The organism is Candidatus Saccharibacteria bacterium oral taxon 955 (assembly GCA_010202265.1).
GTDB lineage: Bacteria > Patescibacteriota > Saccharimonadia > Saccharimonadales > Saccharimonadaceae > Saccharimonas.
This window is the reverse complement of sequence record CP047918.1, coordinates 754,825-776,018: the sequence shown is the minus strand read 5'-3', so window position 1 is coordinate 776,018 and position 21,194 is coordinate 754,825. Positions and strand designations below refer to the sequence as shown.

Annotated in this window: 23 protein-coding genes; 20 read left to right on the top strand and 3 right to left on the bottom strand. The window is 45.2% G+C overall.

All coding sequences use genetic code 11. From position 1 onward, the window contains the following. Nucleotides 1-5: 5 nt before the first annotated feature. From murJ to GWK75_04120, 9 genes are all read left to right on the top strand, one after another. Nucleotides 6-1,637: a murein biosynthesis integral membrane protein MurJ gene (murJ, locus tag GWK75_04160; GenBank protein QHU91603.1), complete on the top strand. Its 1,632-nt coding sequence runs from the start codon at nucleotides 6-8 to the stop codon at nucleotides 1,635-1,637. A gap of 16 nt (nucleotides 1,638-1,653) precedes the next feature. Beyond that, nucleotides 1,654-2,484, top strand: coding sequence for a GTP-binding protein (locus GWK75_04155; protein ID QHU91725.1), 831 nt, complete (start codon nucleotides 1,654-1,656; stop codon nucleotides 2,482-2,484). Nucleotide 2,485: 1 nt separating this feature from the next. Continuing rightward, nucleotides 2,486-3,139, top strand: a complete 654-nt coding sequence (locus tag GWK75_04150) for a hypothetical protein (protein ID QHU91602.1) — start codon at nucleotides 2,486-2,488, stop codon at nucleotides 3,137-3,139. 285 nt (nucleotides 3,140-3,424) lie between these two features. Then, nucleotides 3,425-4,390: a nitroreductase gene (locus GWK75_04145; GenBank protein ID QHU91724.1), complete on the top strand. Its 966-nt coding sequence runs from the start codon at nucleotides 3,425-3,427 to the stop codon at nucleotides 4,388-4,390. Nucleotides 4,391-4,501: 111 nt separating this feature from the next. Next, complete coding sequence (locus tag GWK75_04140; protein QHU91601.1) at nucleotides 4,502-5,461, top strand: GTP-binding protein LepA; 960 nt, start codon at nucleotides 4,502-4,504, stop codon at nucleotides 5,459-5,461. Between the two features lie 131 nt (nucleotides 5,462-5,592). Then, nucleotides 5,593-6,819, top strand: a complete 1,227-nt coding sequence (locus GWK75_04135) for a hypothetical protein (GenBank protein QHU91600.1) — start codon at nucleotides 5,593-5,595, stop codon at nucleotides 6,817-6,819. Nucleotides 6,820-6,824: 5 nt separating this feature from the next. Then, a complete protein-coding gene (locus tag GWK75_04130; protein ID QHU91599.1) occupies nucleotides 6,825-7,730 on the top strand; it encodes a hypothetical protein in 906 nt (301 codons plus the stop codon). Continuing rightward, nucleotides 7,727-8,467: a hypothetical protein gene (locus tag GWK75_04125; protein QHU91598.1), complete on the top strand. Its 741-nt coding sequence runs from the start codon at nucleotides 7,727-7,729 to the stop codon at nucleotides 8,465-8,467. Before GWK75_04130 ends, GWK75_04125 begins: the two co-directional genes overlap by 4 nt. A gap of 250 nt (nucleotides 8,468-8,717) precedes the next feature. Then, on the top strand, nucleotides 8,718-9,302 hold the full coding sequence (locus GWK75_04120; GenBank protein QHU91597.1) for a hypothetical protein: 585 nt from the start codon (nucleotides 8,718-8,720) through the stop codon (nucleotides 9,300-9,302). A gap of 56 nt (nucleotides 9,303-9,358) precedes the next feature. On the opposite strand, the gene GWK75_04115 is transcribed toward GWK75_04120, so the two are convergent. Continuing rightward, nucleotides 9,359-9,811 (bottom strand): hypothetical protein, encoded by a 453-nt coding sequence (locus tag GWK75_04115; GenBank protein ID QHU91596.1) that lies wholly within the window; start codon nucleotides 9,809-9,811, stop codon nucleotides 9,359-9,361. 192 nt (nucleotides 9,812-10,003) lie between these two features. Here GWK75_04115 and GWK75_04110 point away from each other — a divergent pair, with 192 nt between their 5' ends. The 5 genes from GWK75_04110 to grpE all read left to right on the top strand — a co-directional run bounded on the left by GWK75_04110 (nucleotide 10,004) and on the right by grpE (nucleotide 12,563). After that, the gene (locus tag GWK75_04110) at nucleotides 10,004-10,471 is read left to right on the top strand and encodes a hypothetical protein (GenBank protein ID QHU91595.1); all 468 of its coding nucleotides are present in this window, start codon (nucleotides 10,004-10,006) and stop codon (nucleotides 10,469-10,471) included. Nucleotides 10,472-10,480: 9 nt separating this feature from the next. Then, nucleotides 10,481-10,867 carry a hypothetical protein gene (locus GWK75_04105; protein QHU91594.1) on the top strand — a complete coding sequence of 129 codons (387 nt, stop codon included), beginning with the start codon at nucleotides 10,481-10,483 and terminating at the stop codon, nucleotides 10,865-10,867. A 14-nt stretch (nucleotides 10,868-10,881) separates the two neighbouring features. Beyond that, a complete protein-coding gene (locus GWK75_04100) occupies nucleotides 10,882-11,193 on the top strand; it encodes a hypothetical protein (GenBank protein ID QHU91593.1) in 312 nt (103 codons plus the stop codon). Nucleotides 11,194-11,236: 43 nt separating this feature from the next. Continuing rightward, nucleotides 11,237-11,947 (top strand): transcriptional regulator, encoded by a 711-nt coding sequence (locus tag GWK75_04095; GenBank protein QHU91592.1) that lies wholly within the window; start codon nucleotides 11,237-11,239, stop codon nucleotides 11,945-11,947. 145 nt (nucleotides 11,948-12,092) lie between these two features. Further along, the gene (grpE, locus tag GWK75_04090; protein ID QHU91591.1) at nucleotides 12,093-12,563 is read left to right on the top strand and encodes a nucleotide exchange factor GrpE; all 471 of its coding nucleotides are present in this window, start codon (nucleotides 12,093-12,095) and stop codon (nucleotides 12,561-12,563) included. Between the two features lie 80 nt (nucleotides 12,564-12,643). Here the strand turns inward: grpE and GWK75_04085 are convergent, their stop codons facing one another. Beyond that, entirely contained in the window at nucleotides 12,644-13,201 is a 558-nt protein-coding gene (locus GWK75_04085; protein ID QHU91590.1) for an NUDIX domain-containing protein, read from the bottom strand. 237 nt (nucleotides 13,202-13,438) lie between these two features. Here GWK75_04085 and GWK75_04080 point away from each other — a divergent pair, with 237 nt between their 5' ends. From GWK75_04080 to dnaK, 3 genes are all read left to right on the top strand, one after another. Continuing rightward, entirely contained in the window at nucleotides 13,439-14,599 is a 1,161-nt protein-coding gene (locus tag GWK75_04080; protein ID QHU91589.1) for a glycosyltransferase, read from the top strand. A gap of 3 nt (nucleotides 14,600-14,602) precedes the next feature. Next, nucleotides 14,603-15,508: a hypothetical protein gene (locus GWK75_04075; protein ID QHU91588.1), complete on the top strand. Its 906-nt coding sequence runs from the start codon at nucleotides 14,603-14,605 to the stop codon at nucleotides 15,506-15,508. Nucleotides 15,509-15,673: 165 nt separating this feature from the next. Continuing rightward, complete coding sequence (gene dnaK, locus GWK75_04070; GenBank protein ID QHU91587.1) at nucleotides 15,674-17,566, top strand: molecular chaperone DnaK; 1,893 nt, start codon at nucleotides 15,674-15,676, stop codon at nucleotides 17,564-17,566. A gap of 59 nt (nucleotides 17,567-17,625) precedes the next feature. Here the strand turns inward: dnaK and GWK75_04065 are convergent, their stop codons facing one another. Next, nucleotides 17,626-17,832 (bottom strand): hypothetical protein, encoded by a 207-nt coding sequence (locus tag GWK75_04065; GenBank protein ID QHU91586.1) that lies wholly within the window; start codon nucleotides 17,830-17,832, stop codon nucleotides 17,626-17,628. Nucleotides 17,833-17,906: 74 nt separating this feature from the next. On the opposite strand from GWK75_04065, the gene GWK75_04060 reads away from it, so the two are divergent. The 3 genes from GWK75_04060 to dnaJ all read left to right on the top strand — a co-directional run bounded on the left by GWK75_04060 (nucleotide 17,907) and on the right by dnaJ (nucleotide 21,148). Further along, a complete protein-coding gene (locus GWK75_04060; protein QHU91585.1) occupies nucleotides 17,907-18,887 on the top strand; it encodes a DUF21 domain-containing protein in 981 nt (326 codons plus the stop codon). A 336-nt stretch (nucleotides 18,888-19,223) separates the two neighbouring features. Then, a complete protein-coding gene (locus GWK75_04055) occupies nucleotides 19,224-19,865 on the top strand; it encodes a hypothetical protein (protein QHU91584.1) in 642 nt (213 codons plus the stop codon). 176 nt (nucleotides 19,866-20,041) lie between these two features. Continuing rightward, entirely contained in the window at nucleotides 20,042-21,148 is a 1,107-nt protein-coding gene (dnaJ, locus tag GWK75_04050; protein QHU91583.1) for a molecular chaperone DnaJ, read from the top strand. Nucleotides 21,149-21,194 lie beyond the last annotated feature (46 nt).

Genomic DNA, 21,194 nt, shown 5'->3' with positions numbered 1-21,194 from the left:
GACTTATGGCCAAGCATAGTCGAGTTCGATCGGTCGTCGCTCTCGCTAATAGCAAGCTGTCTGTTCAGTGGGCAGCCTTGCTATTGTCTGGCTCAACAATGATTTCGAGCTTGCTTGGTATATACCGCGATCGTCTGCTCAATGGACTTTATCTTGATAACTACCCTGCTGGGATTGATGCCTATACGGCGGCATTTATGATACCTGATTTCATGTACTTTATTTTGGTTTCGGGTGCGTTGAGTGTGTCGTTTATACCAGTCTTTAATCAACGACTGGCGAGTGGCAACAAAAAGTCAGCCTGGGAGTTGAGCTCAAGTTTAGTTAATTTTATGGCGATTGTCACGTTGATCGCCAGTGTTTTAATTATTATTTTTGCCGACCCGTTAGTGCGCTGTATTGTTGGTCCAGGGCTTGATGAGCAGGGTCGCAGTCTGGCGATTAGTATGATGAGAATTATCGCCGTTAATCCGTTCTTGTTTGCGGTCGCGACGGTAATTTCTAGTATGCAACAGGCGGTAGGTAGGTTTACATTTTTGGCACTCGCACCGACGATTTATAATGTCGGCATTATTATTGGTGCAAAGTTTTTTACGGGCGGTATTAACATCTGTGGATGGCAAGTGTTTGACGGCGGCATCATGGGCGTTGCGCTTGGCGTGGTGTTGGGAGCGATGCTTCAGTTGATTGTTAGTTCGATTGGGCTTGTCGGCCTTGGGTTTGACTATCAGATGAAGATAAACTGGAAGAACAAAGGTTTTCGGGCGGTGCTACGACTGCTACCTCCACGCTCACTTGACCAGGGGATTGATTATATTAACGGTATCGTTGAGATGAACTTGGCATCTCGTATGGGTGATGGTGTGATGCGCGCTTATCAGCAGGCGTCATCTCTCAGTCTTATGCCAGTTAGTCTTGTTGGCGTTGCGATCAGTAATGCTGCATTCCCGCGTATGACTGAACGTTTGGCTGATGGTCGAGTAGATTTATTCAAACAAGAACTTCGCCAGGTTCTTCGTTGGATTATATGGCTTGCGGTGCCAATCGGAGTTGTTACATTTTTTGCGCGTGGTTATATCGTCAACTTTATTAAAAATGGTGGTAATGCACTTATTGCTGGTTTGTTGGGTGCTTTGGTGCTGTCTATCTTGTTTCGTACGATATACCACATTGCGGCGCGGACTTTTTATGCTCAGCAAGACACCAAGACACCGCTATATATATCATTGTTCACCATCACACTTAATATTATTTTAGCACTGGTATTTACAAATATATTCCATTGGGGTGTTTATGGAATTGCTTGGGCCCAATCACTTGTGTCGGTCGTTGAGGTGGTAGTTCTGTTTAGCATTTTGAGCCATCGAACGCCCGGGTTGTTTACGCGGCAGTTTGCGAGCGCGGTAACAAGGATGCTTTTAGCGGGAGTGATTACTGGTGTCGTAACTTATGGTATGCTACAGCTGTTCCAGCTTCAAAATAACGACCAAAGCTTCATAGCGACATTCCCGAAGTTCCTAGCGATCACGATTGTGAGTTTTGGTACGTATGTACTTTTGTCACGCCAGTTTAGGCTTGTTGAGGCTAGCCCAATCCTCCAAAAAATAAATGATTTGTTATTTGGAAGGAGACATTGAGATGAAAAGTCAGCAAATGATCCGTAATTTTTGTATCATTGCTCATATCGACCACGGTAAATCGACTTTGGCTGATCGTATGATGGAGCTGACTGGTACGGTCGATAAGCGTGAGATGAAGTCGCAGTTGCTTGACAGTATGGACCTCGAGCGCGAGAAAGGTATCACCATTAAGCTTGCGCCGGTGCGAATGAAATATAAAGATGTCGATCTCAATCTCATCGATACGCCCGGTCACGTTGATTTTAGTTATGAGGTGTCGCGTAGTTTGCAGGCCTGCGAGGGCGCGGTGTTGGTGGTTGACGCCAGCCAAGGCATTCAGGCGCAGACGCTGGCGAATGTGTACTTGGCAATGGAACAGGACCTCACGATCATCCCGGTGCTGAACAAGGTTGATCTGCCAGCTGCTGATGTGCCGCGGGTGTCCAGGCAGGTGATTAATTTGCTCGGTTGCGATGAGAGTAACATAATTCATATTTCTGCTAAAACCGGACAGAATGTTGATCAGGTTTTGGAGGCGATCGTTGAGCGAATTCCAGCACCAACTGGTCAGCCAGATGACCCGACGCGGGCGCTGATTTTCGATAGTTATTACGACGATTACCGTGGTGTGATTTTGTATGTGCGGGTGGTTGACGGCCAGATCAAAAAAGGTGAATCGATTCACATGATAGCGACTGGCGCTAATGGCTTGGCACTAGAAGTCGGCCATCTCAGCCCTGGCATGATCCCCGACCCGTCGCTCGGTACCGGTGAAATTGGTTATATCGTCACCAACCTCAAAACCACGCGTGAAGCACGAGTGGGTGATACGGTAACGTTGAAGAAGTATATGACGAAGGAGTGAGATGGTGGTAAATCAAAGTAATCGACGTATTTCGTATATTGGTGGCGTTGTATGGCTGATGGGTTTTGGTTTACTTGCCGCGGCTAGCATTATTATCGCAATGTCACTGCCGATACCTTCGGCAGACGTTTCGGGTGTGATGGCGTGGGCGCAACAGCATCAGACTCTTCTTCAGTTGGCAGATGAAATGCTGGCATGTGGAGCATCGATATTGTTAGTGATCGTTGTAGTGCTGTACGGTAAGCTTAGGAAGCGACATCCTGTGGGAGTGAGCGTCTTGCTTGCTCTAGGTATTGTTGTGGCAATTGGCGCATTTTACGCGATGATGGCGCTTGGTCGACTCGTTTATTCGGTGAATGGACTGCCGATTAACTCAGCAACAAGTGTATTATCCGCGAGTCAACTGTTTGCTGGGTTGCATTGGATGGCGTTGGCATTGGCTGCATGTATTATTGCGGTGGCAGTCATTACGAAATCTCGGCTGATTATCCTAACGAGCGCGTGTGTTGCACTACTAAAGGTCGTCGGCACATACTATGCGGGCAAAGTCTCGGTGCCATTAATGGTGATATCGGAAGTGGCATTACTTGGTTGGTCTATTATGATAATGGCTTGGATGTCTAGTAAGAAATTTAAAATACAGACGACTCTATGATAGATATAAAACTATACTATACGAAGGTCGTTATTACTTAGGAGATAAGACACATTTTGGCTGCTGCCTGCAGAGAATGGACAGCTTAAATCTGTAAGTTATGTAGTTTTTATAAAACTATCATTTCACACTATAAAAATATAAGTAATCAAAGACCTAGGCCTTATGTTATTGATTGACCCCGCTCTCACAGAGTGAGTATACTTGATTATAGTAAGTAGCTAACGAGATAGGAAGGCTCGCGTATTGGGTAGGATTATGACAAGAGTGTCTCGCAGTAACAATATGTCACCAGCTGACTTTGAGTTTTTGGTTTCTAAGGCTGTCAAAGCGCCGTCAGGACACAATACTCAGCCTTGGAGGTTTCGTCAGAACGGGTCGGTGGTGGAAATTCACCCTGATTTTGACAGAAGACTGCCGGTAGTTGATCCTGATGACGGGGAGCTATTTGTGAGCCTAGGTTGTGCGGCTGAGAATTTGTGTTTGGCGGCACAAAACATAGGTTATGAGTCTTCTGTTGCGGTTGGAGATACGGGAGTTATTGCAGTTGCGCTCACAGAAGGGGTGGACGTCAAGTCCAGTCCACTGTTTGAGCAGATAGATTTACGGCAGACCAATCGTAGTATTTATACTGGCGAGGAAATCGCGCTAGATGCGCTAAAGAGGCTACAGGCGATTCGCAGTGAAGATGGAGTGTCGGTTCATTATTATGCGCGTCAAACTAAACAGTTTAATGATATTGAGCAATACGTTCTTCAGGGGAATACGCATCAAATGCAAAATGAGGCGTTTAAGGCTGAATTAAAAAGCTGGATGCGATTTAATAAGAAGCATCAAGATCAAACACTTGATGGGCTGAGCTATGCCGTGTTTGGCGCGCCTAATTTGCCGCGCTGGATGGCTAAGCTGATCATGTCGATGGCTATCAATGCTAAGACGCAGAATAAGGCCGATCGCGAAAAGATAGCATCGGCTTCTCATCTGGTTCTCTTTACAACAAGAGAAAATAGTCGGCACGAATGGGTGAACTTGGGTCGGACGCTGCAGCGTTTCTTGCTGACTGCCACGGAGCTTGGGATCGCTCATGCCTATCTGAATCAACCAAACGAGCAGCCAGAAATCGCCGCAGAAATGGCAAAAACTCTTGATCTTGATGGGGAATATCCAACTGTTTTGTTACGCGTTGGTTATGGTGAACGGCAGGCTTATTCCAAGCGTCGGCCTATTGGAGACGTTATTGCGGCGGATTGAGTACTTTAAATTTGCATATTGTACGCGATACATCAATTAGCGTGGTTTTTTATGAAGCGTGTTATTTAATCGATGTCTTCGGACAAAAATGTTATAATACACTTTACTAATATGTCTCATATCACCATCCAGCCCCTCCCTGGCTACAAAGAAGTCAAGCCCTTTGTTTATGCGGGCTTTTTCCCGGTGAGCAACGAGGATTATAATGACTTGAAAGAGGCGATCGAGAAGCTGAGCCTCAGCGATTCGGCGCTGCAGTTTGAGCCGGAAAATTCGCCAGTGCTGGGCTACGGTGTTCGGATTGGCTTCCTCGGCTTGCTGCACATGGACATTATTCGTGAGCGTTTAGAGCGCGAGTATAATTTGGACCTCATCGTCACCAATCCGAGCACGGATTATCAAGTCAGTTTGACGAACGGCCAGGAGTTGGATATCAAATCGGCTAGCGAATTGCCCGACCCAGCACAGATCAAAGAAATTCGCGAGCCGTGGATTGATGGTGAAATTGTGGTGCCGCAGGACTACATCGGTGCGGTGATTCAGCTGATTGTCGCCAAGCGCGGCCGGCAGAAAAATCTCAGCTATATCGACGAGCGGGCACTGATTTCGTTTACGGCGCCGCTAGCTAATTTGCTGACGGATTTTTATGATCAATTGAAGTCGGTGACCAGTGGTTATGGTTCGTTTAACTATGAGCTGGCGGGCTACCAGCCGGAAGATTTGGTGCGGGTGGATTTTTATGTAGCGGGCGAAATGGTCGATGCACTTAGCGTGATGTGCCACCGCTCGGAGGCATCAGGCTTGGGTCGCGAGATTGTCAAAAAACTCAAAGAAGTGGTGCCGCGCCAGAGTTTTGAAGTGGCAATTCAAGCGGCGATTGGCGGTAAATTCATTGCCCGAGAAAACATTGGCGCTTACCGTAAAGACGTTACTGGCTATCTATACGGTGGCGACGTCAGTCGCAAAAAGAAGCTCCTCGCCAAACAAGCTCGCGGTAAAAAGCGTATGAAGCGCTTCGGCAAGGTTGACATTCCGTCAGAAGCGTTTACGGTGATGTTAAAGAGGGATTGATACGCATAGGGTTCTTAGCTGCCTTAACGACGTCCTGATGTACTGTGTCAAACTCATTAATCACATCTATCTGAATTCAAGTGACGATCTGGCAACTTTGATTCTATATATTTTTCTTATATAATACAAATATGGAATTGAAAAAAATTCAAGAAAATGGAATAGAGGCTACTAGATATCTAGAGCGATACGTAAATAATATTAAAGGTGATCATGAAATATATTCAGATACGTTATCAATATATAGTCCTCATGAAGGTGTGGATAGTTTTCCAGCACCAGTATTCAATTTACCTCGAGAAGTTGTAAATATTATTCAAGCGGATCCGGATCCTAGATTATTGCGCGAGATTATAGGTGCTGATGTAAAATTTGTTATACATCCTAATATGCTTGAAGACCAGGAGTATTTAGATCGTACGGGATTAAGTGAGTATACTTCAGAGCAAAGCTACATTGTATCACCTACATCATCAACAAGAACTCTTCTAACATACGATCAACCATATACTTTTATGGTAAAAACAGATCTTGAGAAGAGACATTATAAATTTATTCGTAGACTGAAAGGTACTTCTGTTGAGCATAGTATTGCCATGTCATCGGAACTAGGCTCTATTTGTAAAGACGAAGCGCTGTCTGAGTTTGCATACCTGCCAGAGTCAATAGGGATAATTTTTGGTGATGAGAAAACGGGCGCCGGAGTGCTGTTTAGAGAGATTGTCCCGCGACCTTTAGTAGACGATACTCGCACGTTAGTTCCTTACTTCTCTTTATACGCTAATGACATAAGGAATCCAGAAGATCGAGCGCTATTAAGCCAATTAATTGATTTACACTCTACCAAAGGTCAGGAGCTTGCATATTTTACAGAGGTTATTTTAGGAAAGATTATTAGAAACTGGACCACTTTGGCGCGTGATTATGGTATCTTGCCGGAGCTTCATGGACAGAATACGCTACTAGAGCTTAACGACAATTTGGAGCCGGAGCGGATAGTGTATAGAGATTTTCAAGGCACATATGTGGACGCTAAGATTAGAGAAGAAAAAGGTCTCAAACTACCGTTTACCAAGCATCTTGCTGGCGAAGAATCAGGTACAGATAGGGCTAAGCAATTTAGTCATATCTACGATCATAATGTAGGGCACTTGCTTTTGGAGCGACTTACAAATACTTTTATTAGAGACTATCCTCAATACAAATATGAGCAGGTTACGTCTGAAGTGGCGACTATGTTCAACAGTCTTTTTCCGGAAGCTAAAGATATTTTTCCGAAGGAAACTTATAAGGTTGGTAAAGTTGTCAATAACGAGGTTGTGATGGAGAAAACTCATGATAACCCAATGTTTAGGTAGGCAATATGGAGAGAATAGCTCCTATAACATCTCGCGATTCCATTGATAGCATAGAGCCCCATAGTAGCGTGGAAGCTGATCTTATTGAGCGAGAGATTAGAGATTTCGTGCATAGCTACAATTTTGACACATTCTCTTTTATGTTTGAGTTGTTGGATTACGCAAAGGATGATAGGGGTTGTATTGAGGATTTGTATAGAGATTTTTCTGTTGATTCCATTGCATTAGCTGAGAAATACAAAGGCTCGAATTGCGCAGGACTTTCGTTGTTATTTCAAAATAATACAAATGATTATGCTGAGAGTGTTTTAATACCGAGCTTTGGTCATTATATGCCTACTCAAGAGGCTAGCGATTATGTAGGGGTGAGAACTGTAGGGCTTATCTTAAAAAACAAAGAAGATGGATACAGTGCATTATTTCCCGGACTAACTATTGATAAGTTGGTGCCTATTGACAATGGATATGACTTTGAGAGTATGGGTACAGCATATCGGATCAGTGGTGTAACAGAGTCTACTTTTGAACTTCATGCGGCAAAAACTAACGGGGAATTAATTCAGAGAAAGTTTTACATTACGGAGCTGACAAACCCTGATCAGTCTATGCAAAAAAACTTATTCAAAGTTAGAACAAAATACCAGGTATCACATGTAGATAATAATGTTAGAAACAAGCTTTCTTACTATATTTTTGGAGATACTTTTAGATTGCGAGTACCATCTGAAAATCTATCATTAGATATGGACAGTACTCAGTTTCTAAAATTTATATCATCTGAAGATTCTTTAGTTGTTGAAGCTTTTAATAGCCCAAATTTAGTCGAGAATTTAGATATTTTTATAGAGAATCGCAGTCTAGTTCAAACGTTGATATTACCATCACTAAAAAAATATATGGAGGCACGATGATATTTCACACCCCAGGAAATTATCGTAAAAATCACAGCATCATTAAGTTTGCGAAGAGTGCAATTGAGACGGATTTGACGGTCGTGTTCATTCACGGTCTTTACGGCACGGCGGGCGATAGGGGCTCGAAGTCGTACATTTTGGGCGAGAAAATTCGCCGTTTGGGCGTAGCGAATGTGGCTTATCTTAATTCGTCGCGGGATTGGAAAATTTATAAATCGGGCGATGAAAAGAAGGCTTTTTGCGAGAAAACTTTCGACGAGGAGCGCCGCGATATTTTGGATATATTTCGCGTTTTAAGTGAGCGCGCGCCGGAAGTTTTTGGCGCGCGGCAAAAGCGTTATCAAATCGTGGCGAATTCTATGGGCGGCACTATGGCGAGCACGCTGCGCGAGGTTTTCTCACACGTCGAGAAAATTGTCTTGTGCGGTTCGGGCACCGGCTCTAGTTCGGCGACGAAACCGATTCTTTCGACTTATCCGTCCAAGCGTTACGTCACCAGCGCGGCGGCGACTTTCACGGGCGATGTGCTGCTGCTTCAGGGCGAAAAGGACGCGGTCGTGCCGCTTGCGTCGCAGGACGAATTGCTGGCGGCGTACAGCTCGGCGAGGCTTGCTGTCAAAAAGATAGTCCCCGGCGCAAATCATAATTTTTCGAAAATTGATGGCGGTAATCAGCCATTGGCGTACGAGTTGTACGTTAGTGTGATTTTTAGTTTTTTGATGGGCGTTGAGTAAGCTTGGGCGAGCGAAGGTGTTGCGGCTGCGGCTTTAGACCGGCGCGAATTTTTCATCGCGTCTGCCGGGTGTTATAATTAAGTATGCTTGAAAATAACCTAAAAAATCTGATCAAAAACTACCAACCGAACCAAGCAGCCAGTGATGTGGTGCAGCGAACTAAAATCGTGCTGTTGGTCGGTATTTCTGGCGCGGGCAAGGACACTGTGAAGCGCCGTTTGCTTGAGAAGATAACGAGTTTGCTGACATCGTGTCCTACACCACGCGGCAGCCGCGGCAAAACGCTGGCGTATTGGAAACACCGGGTGTTGATTATCATTTTATTGATGAGGCGGCGGCGGTGAATATGCTGGAAAATCACGAGTTTATCGAGGCGAAATTCGTGCACGGCACGGTTTATGGCACCGGCGCGAAGGAAATTCAGGCGATCGCCGAGGCGGGCAAAATCGCCGTGACCGACATCAATGTGCAGGGCGTGAGCGAATATAAAAAGCTGTCCGGGGACGTGGCGGGCGAAATGGTCGATGCGCTGAGCGTGATGTGTCACCGTTCAGAATCGCAGGCGCTTGGTCGCGAGATCGTCAAAAAACTCAAAGACGTGGTGCCGCGCCAGAGCTTTGAGGTGGCGTTGCAGGCAGCAATTGGCGGCAGGTTTATCGCTCGCGAAAATATAGGCGCTTACCGCAAAGATGTCACCGGCTACCTCTATGGCGGCGATGTTAGTCGCAAGAAAAAGCTTTTGGCAAAACAGGCTAGGGGAAAGAAGCGCATGAAACGCTTTGGCAAGGTAGATATTCCGTCAGAAGCCTTTACGGTGATGTTAAAGAGGGATTAAAATAGTCCGCAGACGTCGGACTATTTATGATTGCATGTTGCGTTTATATAATTTAATTAGAACCCAGTAATTTCTTTGAACCGTACCGTCTCAATATTTTGACCTGAACACGCTGCTTCAAATTTCCACTTGCCATTGGCATCAACAGTATTAGCGTTAGCAAGACAATCTCCGACATTAGCGCCGCTGGCATCGAGTCCTGAAAAAGTAATTTGAATATAACCATTAATTGCCTGGTTAGAATTATTTGAAACCGTGCCGACAACCTTTGTGAGATATTGATTGCTTTTATCAATTTTCCAGCCATCATCCAGTGTCAAGCGTGCTTTGTTTTCACTGGTTTTCTGCTCCGGTTGTGATTGGCTTGTTGAGTTATTGGTTGATTTGGTTGTTTCATTGGCTTGATTCTTTGTGCCGTTCATGCCAGCGTAAATTGCGCCTATGATGACAGCAGCTAACACCCAAAGCCAAGCCTTTTTGTAAATTGGCTTTTTCTCTTTTGTACTCATGACTTCTCCTTTAGGAATACTGCCCAACAAAAAGGACAGCCGTTAGATTTGGCTGTCTACACCTAGAACGTAAATTAACACGTCCGATAACGGCTGCCCATTATGCGTGTTAATCCAACGTCCAATTTGGGCCTGTTCTAGATGTAGACGTCTTTATTGTACTACAAAAGTGCTATAATTGGTGAGGTATTTATGAAGTCGAGTAACAAGCCAATTATTTACATCGATATGGACGGCGTACTAGTAGATTTCATGTCTGCTCTTACGAAGGTTTCGCCCGAGATGATAGAGAAATTTGCGGGTGAGTATGATAATATTCCGGGTGTTTTTGCGTTGATGGATCCGATGCCAGGCGCTCTCGAAGCCGTTGATAAGCTGAAAGATAAGTATGATCTATATATTCTCTCGTCGTCACCTTGGGAAAACCCGACGGCGTTGGGTGATAAATTGGCTTGGGTAAAGCAGTATTTTGGTGGTGATGGCCCAGAAAATATTTTCTTTCGCAAAGTGATTTTTTCGTCGGTCAAGCAGTTAAGCCGTGGTGATATCTTGATCGATGATCGAACGGCTAGGGGCGCTGGTGAGTTTGTCGGTCGGCACATTCATTTTGGCACCCAACAGTTTCCTGATTGGCAAGCAGTGTTAGATGAGTTATTGTAAATAGATATTATGCCGAAAATTGAAGAACTTATAAAAGAGTATCAGCCTAGCGAAGAGGCTCGCCAGCTTGTTATTCAAACCAAGATTGTGCTATTGGTGGGCATATCAGGTGCCGGCAAAGATACGGCCAAACAGCGGCTAATGCAGTCACCAGAGTTTGCCGATATCGTGTCTTATACAACTCGCCTACCACGTCAAAACAAAGGCATATGGGAGCGCGAAGGCGTTGACTATCACTATATCGATGAAACAACAGCTACTAAGATGCTGGAAAACCACGCTTTTGTCGAGGCAAAATTTGTTCATGGTACGGTTTATGGCACTGGGGTCAAGCAGATTCAGGATATCCATGATGCTGATAGGGTTGCCGTTACCGATATCGACGTTCAGGGGTAGATGAATACAAAAAGTTGTCGCCGGGTGTTGTAGCGATATTTTTATTGCCGCCAAATTATCAAGAATGGCGTCGTCGCCTCAGTGTGCGTTACGCTTCGCAAGAGGAATTTGATCGCGAATGGCCGAAACGATATGCTAGCGCTATCAAAGAAATTACTCATGCGCTTGAAGTGCCGTACTATCACTTTGTTATAAATGATGATATCGACGAAACCGCGCGTATCGTCCGTGAAATCGCCTCGAAACCAGATGTCTATAATCGTAAAGACGATGAAGCCAGATTGGCGGCGCGCGATCTACTAGAACAATTGAAAATAGCTGATTAGCACTCGGCTTGCTTGAGTGCTAGTTATAGGGTATACTGTACATATGACAGACCGCCAAAAGGCGATACTCGCCGCCATAATCGAACAATATGCAGAAATTGCTGTGCCAGTAGGAAGCGTGACGCTTGCAAAACTGTTTGGGGTTTCAAGTGCAACAATTCGCAGTGAAATGGCGCGGCTCGAGGATATGGGCTATATCACGGCGCCACACACAAGTGCTGGCCGCATCCCAACCGACAAGGGGTATCGTGTGTATGTTAATAGCATTACTGAGGCACAGATGTCTGAGATGCCGAGTGGAGTTGATCGGAGCGTACGCGCGATAGAGGCCTATGTCAACTCGCATATCGATCGGTCGGATCGTGCGATTCGTAGTGCAGTAGATAGTCTAGTAGAGCTTACCGGTAATATGGGTTTTGCGACGATTGGTAGCGAATTGTATATGAACGGTATGGCGAGTTTATTCAGCCACCCGGAGTTTCGCGAAGGCGACCACGTGCGCGCCATTGCCGCGTTAATCGACAACATCGAGCCGTGGCTGAACGAGGCGCGCCCAAACGAGCCACTCAATGTTTTTATCGGCAGCGAAAATCCGATTGGTAAAGCCAGCGGCGCAACATTGATCATCAGTAAATTTCGTTCATCGTTTAGTGACCGCAGTTATATCGGCGTGATTGGTCCGACTCGGCAGAATTACCGTCGAACGATGGAGCTGGTTAGGCGAACGGGTGCGGTGTTAGAGGAGGTATTGTAATGGCTGAATGGATCGGCGGACTGCTGAGCGGCTTGCCAACGTGGCTAGTAGTGATTATTTTGATTATTATTTTCATGGCTACGGTAGTGCTTTTTCCCTGTACGTATGGCGACAAGCCGTTTTGGCCGTTTAGAAGGAGGAAAAAATGACGAAGAGTAAGGCTGAAAAAGCTGAAGATTTGGAGCAGCAGTTGGGCGAGCTAACGCTGGATTTGCAGCGGACGCGGGCGGATTTCGAAAATTACCGCAAGCGTGTCGATGCCGAAAAACAGGCTGCCCAGCAGACGGGCGAGACCAAGGCAATTTTGAAACTGCTCGCCGTCGTCGATACGATTGAGCGCGCTGTGGCGAATGTGCCGGCGGATTTGGTGGACAATGCCTGGGCGAAAGGCGTGGTTGGTATCGATAAGCAGCTGACCAAGCAGCTGGCTGGTCTCGGCGTGCAAAAAATTAGCGCCGTACCGGGCACAATGTTTAACCCCGAACTTCACCAAGCGGTGCAATTCGACGAAGAATCCGAGGGCGAACACGAAGTTATCGCCGAGGAAATGCAAGCCGGCTATACACTGAATGGCGCAGTAATTCGCCACGCCATGGTTCGAGTGAAGCGCGCCTGAAATGAGGAGATTTTTCGGTTTCTGTAATTAAATCAAGCACTGTGGTACGCTTTCAAATTCCACGTAAATATTCAGCACCGTCACTTTGAAGAAGGATTTTTGAATGAATCGTACAATTGTAGCGCCGCGAGCAGCGTTACATTGTCAATTTCGCCGGTCGCGACCATGTGTTTAACTTTTGTAAAGTCTACCCATATGCTTTCGATAAATTCTTCGTCGTCCGGCGGGAGTGTTTTTCTCCGTAAATTACTACACACTACGACAAATTGCTTGCGGTCGGTGCGGCGATTGTTTAAGTAGTAACTGCCAATTATAGAGCAGTCGTCTGCAGTAAAACCCGACTCTTCTGCGAGCTCGCGTCTAGCGGCGTCTATGGTATCTTCGTCTAGCTCGACCGCGCCGCCAGGAAGCTGCCAGAGCGTTTTGTTTGGTGGATAGCTGTATTCTTTTTGTAGTAATATTTGTCCATTGGCGTTAACGGCGATGATAGCGACGCTGTGTGTTTTTGCTGGTTCTTCACGCAAGTAGGCTATTTCTTTGCCGCTCGGCAAGACAACGGTGTCTTCGGTAAGCTGCAAACGCGGATGCCGAAAAACCTGCTTTTGACTGATACACTCCCAAGACTTTTCATTCTTCATGGTTAAATTATAATATGAGCGTAAGACTGAGTCGATAAGTTATTCCGGTTTCGATTTGTTGTTATGGTGTTTTTTTGAGTTAACGTTTAGAGTATTTATGTATTTGATTCTAATGCAACCAGGTAACTATCGACGCAGAATATTTTCGCATAATTACGTAGGCGCAAAGCCGGTTGCTATGATACTATTAGAAACTATGAATCTCTGTATAGTTACTGCAAGGTTTTTCCGCAATTGGTGGGTAGTGGAACGTCTGCATTTATTCTAGCCAGGGAGCTTCAGTTAAGAGGACATTCGGTTACTGTTCTGACAGACGCTTCTCTCCGCGGAAACCCCGAACATAAAAGTTTAGCCTTTGATGTTAGGTATATTAATGATTTTGAGGCGTTTGCCACAGGAAAAGCGGGTTTTGCTGCAGCACTAGATGATCTATATAAAAACATAGTAACTATAAAACCAGACATAATACACGCGTGTAACTTTATGCCTATGTTTTTGTTGTCGATTATAAAGCCGCTACTATGTGAGTTCCCGATAGTATTTACTTTTTTTAACACGCCCGTACTAAAAAAGCGGGTTGCGGGATATTTTTCTAATCATTTATTAGATGTGCAGTTAGGAAGGTTTGTTATTGAGCAAGACGCATACGATAAGATGATACTCGGGAGCAAATATTATGTTGCCGCTGCTCAAAGTCTTGGCGCTAATCCTGACAAAATAAGGTTTTCCTACCTACCTCCAGACATACAGCCATTTTTAAGTAACAACTCCGTAAAAACTGACAAGGCTATAGTAGGAGAGATATCGCCTAAAGCCTTGGAGCGTCCTTACATTATACTTCCGTCTCGCATAACAGCACAAAAAGGCATAATTGAAGCCGTAAGAGCTTTGGATATTGTGAATCGCAAATCGACACAACGTGACGGATATAACCTTCTGTTAACTGGAATGGCGTGCCCATTCGACCAGAAATATGCTGATAGAGTTTGGGATGAGATAAGAGCGTTGAATCTTCAGGATAGGATTATTGTTCCTGCGTCGCGTATAAAGAGAGAGCATTTAGCGTCGTTTTATAGGGAGTCTAAAATGGTTATTATTCCGTCTTGGTATGAAGGATTGGGGCTGTCCGCCATAGAAGCCCAGGTTTTAGGGGTCGTATTGGCTGCATCTGATACAGTAGGACTCAACGAGGTTGTGAGGGATGGTTTTAATGGGCTAACTTTTAGTCCGCGCGACAGTAAATCTTTGGCAGATTGCATTTTACGCATAGATCAAGGAGAGGTTGACATTGATGAGTTGACTCGTAACGCAAAGTTGAGCGCTAAACGATTTTCAACTGACCGCCACCTTGCGGATATAGAAGCTTGTTATAGGGAAGTATTAGCTAACAAAAGGTAGACTATGGAAGGTTTGATTTCTTTCATACCAGCTGGTGGTCTTGGGACGAGAATGCGACCCTACACACTAAACACCCCAAAACCACTACTGCTCATGGGTCGTCCAGACAGAAGGGTGATAGACGCTTCTCTTGAGCTTAGTGCACGAGTTAGCGAGCACGTTTGGGTTAGTGTGGATTATTTAGGTGAACAAGTTGTTGACTATGTAGGTAGTAAAGATGTTGGCTCTATAGGTACACTGACAGATACTAGGACTAGTGGTAGTGCCGGTTCATTAGTTGAGCATCAGGATAGAATGTCGATAGGAGACAGTAAAGACCTGCTCGTGTTGCCAAGCGATCATATCTATGACGGTAATTTTTCTATTGAAAATTACATTAAAACCCACAGGGAGCTAGATGCCGACATCACTCTCATGACAGTTCCGCATAAAGAGTATGGTCAGTATGCCACCATTGACGAGCAGGGTTTTGTGCAATCAATAGACACATCGCCAAGTCCGAATAACGTAAGTACGACAGGAACATATATATTTAAAGGAAGTTTTGTAGCGAACTTTCTACATAGTGTACGTAGGGCTGGGTCAGAGGAGTTAAACATTTATAAAGATATAGTCTGTTCTAGTATTGGTAAAGCTGTTGTTGCAACTTATTTTGTTGACTATAATCAAGGATATTGGGAGGATACAGGAACGTTACGTAGATTTTTCTCCAGTAACATGAGGCTTAGCAGTGGAGATAATGTCGTTGACGCACGAGCAAATATTGGTTCTGAGGTTATATTAAAAAGATGCGTTGTCTTGGGTGATGTTGCCTTGCAGGGAGCGGCATACTATTCAGACGCGATTATAGGTACAGTATTTAATCATGGTCCTACAATTGTCACACGCTTTGGTGACTTTAAAAGTTAGTGGTAGGGTAAAAAACTGTTCCATTTTAGGTTAGTACCCCCTCTAGCACTCTATTGACACGAGTGCTAATTTTATATACAATGAAATAGTTGGCACTCGCAGGCGAAGAGTGCTAGAATAGAATCAAGATCATTTGACCTAGAATTAAACGAAAGGGGAAACCAAATGGGTAAAATCATCGGCATCGACCTCGGTACCACCAACAGTGCGTTTGCGTATCTAGTGGCTGGTAAGCCAGAGGTGATTACAAATGCAGAGGGTAACCGCACGACGCCAAGTGTCGTGGCGGTCAATAAATCAGGCGAACGTCTAGTCGGCCAGGTTGCACAGCGTCAGCGTGTAACAAACGCAAAAAATACGATTTACGGAATTAAACGCCTCATCGGTCGTAAGTTTAGCGACAAAGAGGTCCAAAAAGACATCGATATTATGCCGTTTGAGATCGTCAAACACCAGAGTGGTGTTGCGGTAAAGATGGGCGACAAGGAGTATACGCCAGAAGAAGTCTCGGCAATGATCCTCAGCAAGATCAAGGCGGACGCAGAGGCTTTTCTGGGCGAGAAAGTTACCGAAGCAGTTATTACTGTACCTGCCTACTTTGACGATTCTCAGCGCCAAGCCACAAAAGACGCTGGTAAGATTGCTGGACTTGAAGTGAAGCGCATTATCAATGAGCCAACCGCTGCCGCGCTTGCTTATGGTCTAGATAAGGGTAAAGAAGAAAAAATCGTTGTCTTTGACCTAGGTGGTGGTACGTTTGACGTATCAGTACTTGAGCTTGGTGATGGTGTGTTTGAGGTTAAATCAACTAACGGCGACACCCATCTCGGCGGTGAGGACTTTGACAATGCTATCGTGAACTACTTTATCGATGAGTTCAAGAAATCTGACGGTATCGATCTTCGCAAAGATAATGCGGCGATGCAGCGTCTCAAGGACGAAGCTGAAAAGGCTAAAAAAGAGCTTTCAACTGTCACGGAATACGAAGTCAACATTCCGTTTATCACAGCGGATGCTGATGGTCCAAAGCATTTTGAGCTTAAGCTATCACGAGCGAAGCTAGAGGAGCTGGTTGCTTCATTGCTTGATCGCCTCGATAGCCCAGTTGAAAAAGCCCTCAAGGACGCCAAGCTTACAAAGGCAGATATCAACGAAATCGTGATGGTCGGCGGGATGACTCGTATGCCGGCAGTGGTTGAGCGTGTCAAGAAGCTGTTTGGCAAAGATCCGATGCAGGGTGTTAACCCAGATGAAGTTGTGGCAGTTGGCGCGTCTATTCAGGGTGGTGTGTTGGCTGGTGATGTCAAAGACGTTCTCCTGCTTGACGTGACGCCATTGACTCTCGGTATCGAGACTGCTGGCGGTGTGCGTACACCAATGATTGACCGCAACACGACTGTTCCAACCAGTAAGAGCCAGGTGTTCTCAACATTTGCCGACAATCAGCCACAGGTTGAGATTCATGTCCTCCAGGGTGAGCGTGAATTTGCAAGCGACAACAAGTCGCTCGGTGTCTTTACGCTTGATGGTATTGCGCCAGCGCCACGAGGTGTTCCGCAGATCGAAGTGACATTTAACATCGACGCTAACGGATTGCTGAATGTCTCTGCAAAAGACAAGGGCACTGGTAAAGAGCAGTCGATCACCATATCAAACTCTGGCAACATGAGTAAAGAAGATATCGAAAAGGCACAAAAAGAAGCCGAGCTTCACGCTGACGAAGACAAGAAGCGTCGTGAGGCAGTTGACGCAAAAAACCAGCTGGAAAATGCGATCTACCAGGCAAAGAAGATGCCAGATGAGTTCAAGGACAAGATCTCAGATGATGATAAAAAAGCTATTGAAGATGCGGTAGCAGAGGCTGAGAAGCACAAAGAAGCAACCGATAAAGATGAGCTTGAGTCTGCTCTAAAAGCTCTGAATGATGCGATTATGCCTATCGGTGCCAAGCTTTATCAGCAGGCAAGTGAAGCAGAGTCAGCTCAAGGTGACTCTACGGACAAAAAGTCTGACAAAGATGAGCCAGTTGAAGGCGAAGTTGTCGACAAAAAGAAGTAGTCCTACTCTACTAACTAAAATAGACCAGCCAGTGAGCTGGTCTATTTTTGCAATAATTTTTATTTCTTACGCGATTTTCTGACAGCTTTTATAGGTGTTTCTGCGTCAAGTAGCGAAAATCCGATACAGCACATGCCTATACCGAGTAGTGCCACGCCCATTGTCGGATCGATTTTTTTGAGTACAGAGAGGATAACGACAGTGACGCCTATCATAAGTGCGACTGCACATAGAGTAAAGCCAGCCAAATTATTATTTGTCTTCATAGGATGCTCCTTATGTATTACCAATAGCTCCACTATAGCAAAAAACATTACGACCACGTATACTTAGAACGATAATGGAATACCTGTTTACTTTTGTTACAACCGCTCTACTAGTTGGAATGGCAGCTATTTTTTCTGGCTTAAATATAGGCATAATGTCTTTGTCAATCAACGATCTTAAGCGAAAAGCGCGATTAGGCAACAAAGACGCAAAGCGTGTCCTACCGCTGAGGCAGAATGCATATCTAACGCTAGCAAGTATCTTATTTGCTAATGTTGCAGTCGTATCGATGAGCACGTTGACGCTTGAGTCGGCTTTTAACGGGATAGTTGCTGGCGTGGCGACAACTATTTTGATGGTGGTATTTGGTGAGGTGATTCCTCAAGCTATATTTGTGAAATCAGCCCTAAAGTTCTGTTCGCTGTTTACGCCCTTGATACGACTGGTGATATTTTTATCTTATCCACTGTCAAAACCTTTGGCGATTGCTCTCGAAAAAATGATTGGGCGCGAGCCAGCCAAGCTACACACACGAGCTGAGCTTGGTCTATTGATTAGTGAACACAAGATTGCCGACGAGAGCGAGCTTGATGAGGACGAGGTCGAGATTATCCAGGGTGCATTGCAATTAAGTGAAAAAACCGTCAAAGAGATTATGCGCCCGATCGAAGAAGTGTATTGGCTGACAAATGACGCAGTTCTGGATGCAAAAACAGTTGATGATATAACAGCGCATGGATACAGTCGCGTACCGATTTTTGACAAAAGCTTAACACGGTGTGACGGAGTGCTTCTTATGAAGGACATGGTAGATGTTGATTTTGATGACAATCCTGTTCCTATTACTCATTTTCACCTACATAAGACTCGGGTTACTGGATCGCGAACGGCGCTTGATACGATGTTTCGTAAGTTTGCAGTGATTAAATCTCACCTGGTGCCGATTGAGCAGGGTGGCAAGATTATTGGTATTATTACGGCTGAGGATCTGATCGAGGAGATTATCGGTCATGAGATCGCCGATGAGACTGATCACGAACTACACCGCCCGTAAAAACTAAATTTGCTGTTTACCCTGTTACCCAGTCGCAAGATCAGTTTCTGTAGATATCTTATAGGCTGAGAGTCCCTATTTATATGGTGATACTGACAAGAATGGGCTAGTTGAAGGTGACCCTGGTTGATGGGGAAAGCTAGCTATTTGCTCATAGACAAGCGAAGGGTCCCTGATCACTAGTAGGAGATTATCGAAAGGCTAGGTTATTGACATAATGTATATATTATGATAAAATTAAATAATATGGAAACTCCAAAACTCCCTTTCTCTTTAGAGCCTTACTCAAGCCAGGGGGATGACCTTAGTGCCTTAGATGAAAAAATTGTATCTGGTATGTTTAACGTTGCTAGCAGTCCATACGGTAGCATAGATTTAGCTAAGCCGAACCTGACTTCAGAGGCTAGTGAGGCAGTATATGAAGTTCCTCTAGGGCCACAGTTTGCGTTTGCGGATGATCGATTACGTATGCCGTCCTTCTATGAAATTGAAAGTGAAGCTGGGACGAAATTGATTGACATGGACGATTATGGCAGTGTCGATGTTCATTCTGGTGATACGGCGAAAATTGCGACGTTTGGACTTTGTGGCTGTACTGCTGTTGCGGTTGTTTCTGAATATCTCGATGGCAATAAATCTGCGCATGTTCAACATTTTTCTCCGATCTGTCAAGAATTGAGCGAATCTGTATTTCGATCAGTTATGACAAAGAATCAGGGTGTAGTTTCGCGCAAAGTGGTAGTTATGGTGCCGGGACAATGGGTTCAGAGCGGCGATGGCAATACAATAATTGTGCCGAAAGATCAGGCCTCGTTGAATAGCTTGCTTCAAGCTGGTAATTTAAGTGACGACAACAGCGTAAAGGTGTATCCGTATCGTGTGACGTCAGGACACAGGTACGGGCAAGGTACGCTTATGGTTGAGTTGGGCGATGAGCCAGTTATTTATACTGAAATGTGCCCAGTTGAATTTGAATAAAACTACCTCTTTAGGGCGTAAGTCTGTTCGTCGTTGATGTGTTTTTGGTGGAGCCAGAGTATGTTGTGACTTGTGCTGGGCCGCCATCTTGGCGTGCATCATAGGGTGCTATATAGATAAAGTTATTGGATTTAGCACTCTTGCATTTAGAGTGCTAAATTTATATAATGGGACTAATGGCAGACAAACGTGATTATTATGAAGTCCTCGGTGTCAACAAGAGCGCGAGTGATGACGAGATAAAAAAGGCTTTCCGTAAAGCGGCCGTCAAGTATCATCCTGACAAGGAGGGTGGTGATGAGGCTAAGTTCAAAGAAGTCAATGAGGCTTATGAGGTCCTAAAAGACAAGCAGAAACGTCAACGTTATGACCAATTTGGTCACGCTGGTGTTGGCGGAGCTGGTGGCGGCAGTGGTGGCAATCCGTTCGAAGGATTTAACTTTAACGGCCAAGATGTACATTTTGACTTTGGCGGTATGGGCGGTTTTGGTGACATCTTTAGCCAATTCTTTGGAGGTGCGGGTCAGCAAGCTCACGAGCCTGCACGCGGTCGAGATGTTGAGACTAGGGTCACTCTGAGCTTTGAAGAGGCGGTATTTGGCAAAGATGTAAAACTTGACCTCAACCTGGATAACGAGTGTACCCATTGTAAGGGACAGGCAGTCGAGCCAGGGTATGAGCTAAAAACTTGTCAGTCGTGTAAGGGTGCTGGTCAAAAGGTTCGGGTGATGAATACGATGTTTGGTCCGATCCAGCAGGCGGTGCCTTGCGATATGTGCCACGGCAAGGGCAAGGTTCCAGAGAAGGTTTGTACCCAATGTCGCGGTACTGGCGTCGAGCGGCGTCAGCAAACTATCACCGTGAAGATTCCAGCTGGGATTGATGATGGGGCAACTATCCGTCTGCGTGGTCGCGGTGAAGCGGTTGGCGGAGGTGCAAAGGGTGATCTATACGTTGGTATTCGTGTCAAAGCACACAAAAAGTTCACACGCGAAGGCGATCTGATTCTATCTGAAGAGCATGTCAGTATGGTGGATGCGGCCTTGGGGTGTGAAATTGACGTCGACACAGTTGACGGGACAGTTCGGATGAAGATACCAGCTGGTACTCAGAGTGGTACAGACTTCAAGCTGTCTGGGCACGGTGTACCACACCTTAGGAATGATTCGCGCGGTCCGCATATCGTCAGCGTTATAGTCGATACACCAACCAAGCTTACTAAGAAGCAACGAGAGTTATTGGAGCAGTTCGATAGCGCAAAAAAGCGAGGCATATTCGGATAAGCGTATCCGGTGTGTGGTATTGCAAAATATATAGTTTTATGCTATA

Coding starts and splice junctions, on each gene's coding strand:
- GWK75_04110 (QHU91595.1), top strand. CDS start 10,004: ATGAAGTCGAGTAACAAGCCAATTATTTACATCGATATGGACGGCGTA.
- murJ (QHU91603.1), top strand. CDS start 6: ATGGCCAAGCATAGTCGAGTTCGATCGGTCGTCGCTCTCGCTAATAGC.
- GWK75_04130 (QHU91599.1), top strand. CDS start 6,825: ATGGAGAGAATAGCTCCTATAACATCTCGCGATTCCATTGATAGCATA.
- GWK75_04105 (QHU91594.1), top strand. CDS start 10,481: ATGCCGAAAATTGAAGAACTTATAAAAGAGTATCAGCCTAGCGAAGAG.
- GWK75_04065 (QHU91586.1), bottom strand. CDS start 17,832: ATGAAGACAAATAATAATTTGGCTGGCTTTACTCTATGTGCAGTCGCA.
- GWK75_04150 (QHU91602.1), top strand. CDS start 2,486: ATGGTGGTAAATCAAAGTAATCGACGTATTTCGTATATTGGTGGCGTT.
- GWK75_04060 (QHU91585.1), top strand. CDS start 17,907: ATGGAATACCTGTTTACTTTTGTTACAACCGCTCTACTAGTTGGAATG.
- dnaJ (QHU91583.1), top strand. CDS start 20,042: ATGGCAGACAAACGTGATTATTATGAAGTCCTCGGTGTCAACAAGAGC.
- GWK75_04135 (QHU91600.1), top strand. CDS start 5,593: ATGGAATTGAAAAAAATTCAAGAAAATGGAATAGAGGCTACTAGATAT.
- GWK75_04155 (QHU91725.1), top strand. CDS start 1,654: ATGATCCGTAATTTTTGTATCATTGCTCATATCGACCACGGTAAATCG.
- GWK75_04115 (QHU91596.1), bottom strand. CDS start 9,811: ATGAGTACAAAAGAGAAAAAGCCAATTTACAAAAAGGCTTGGCTTTGG.
- GWK75_04125 (QHU91598.1), top strand. CDS start 7,727: ATGATATTTCACACCCCAGGAAATTATCGTAAAAATCACAGCATCATT.
- GWK75_04145 (QHU91724.1), top strand. CDS start 3,425: ATGTCACCAGCTGACTTTGAGTTTTTGGTTTCTAAGGCTGTCAAAGCG.
- GWK75_04085 (QHU91590.1), bottom strand. CDS start 13,201: ATGAAGAATGAAAAGTCTTGGGAGTGTATCAGTCAAAAGCAGGTTTTT.
- dnaK (QHU91587.1), top strand. CDS start 15,674: ATGGGTAAAATCATCGGCATCGACCTCGGTACCACCAACAGTGCGTTT.
- GWK75_04095 (QHU91592.1), top strand. CDS start 11,237: ATGACAGACCGCCAAAAGGCGATACTCGCCGCCATAATCGAACAATAT.
- GWK75_04055 (QHU91584.1), top strand. CDS start 19,224: ATGTTTAACGTTGCTAGCAGTCCATACGGTAGCATAGATTTAGCTAAG.
- grpE (QHU91591.1), top strand. CDS start 12,093: ATGACGAAGAGTAAGGCTGAAAAAGCTGAAGATTTGGAGCAGCAGTTG.
- GWK75_04075 (QHU91588.1), top strand. CDS start 14,603: ATGGAAGGTTTGATTTCTTTCATACCAGCTGGTGGTCTTGGGACGAGA.
- GWK75_04140 (QHU91601.1), top strand. CDS start 4,502: ATGTCTCATATCACCATCCAGCCCCTCCCTGGCTACAAAGAAGTCAAG.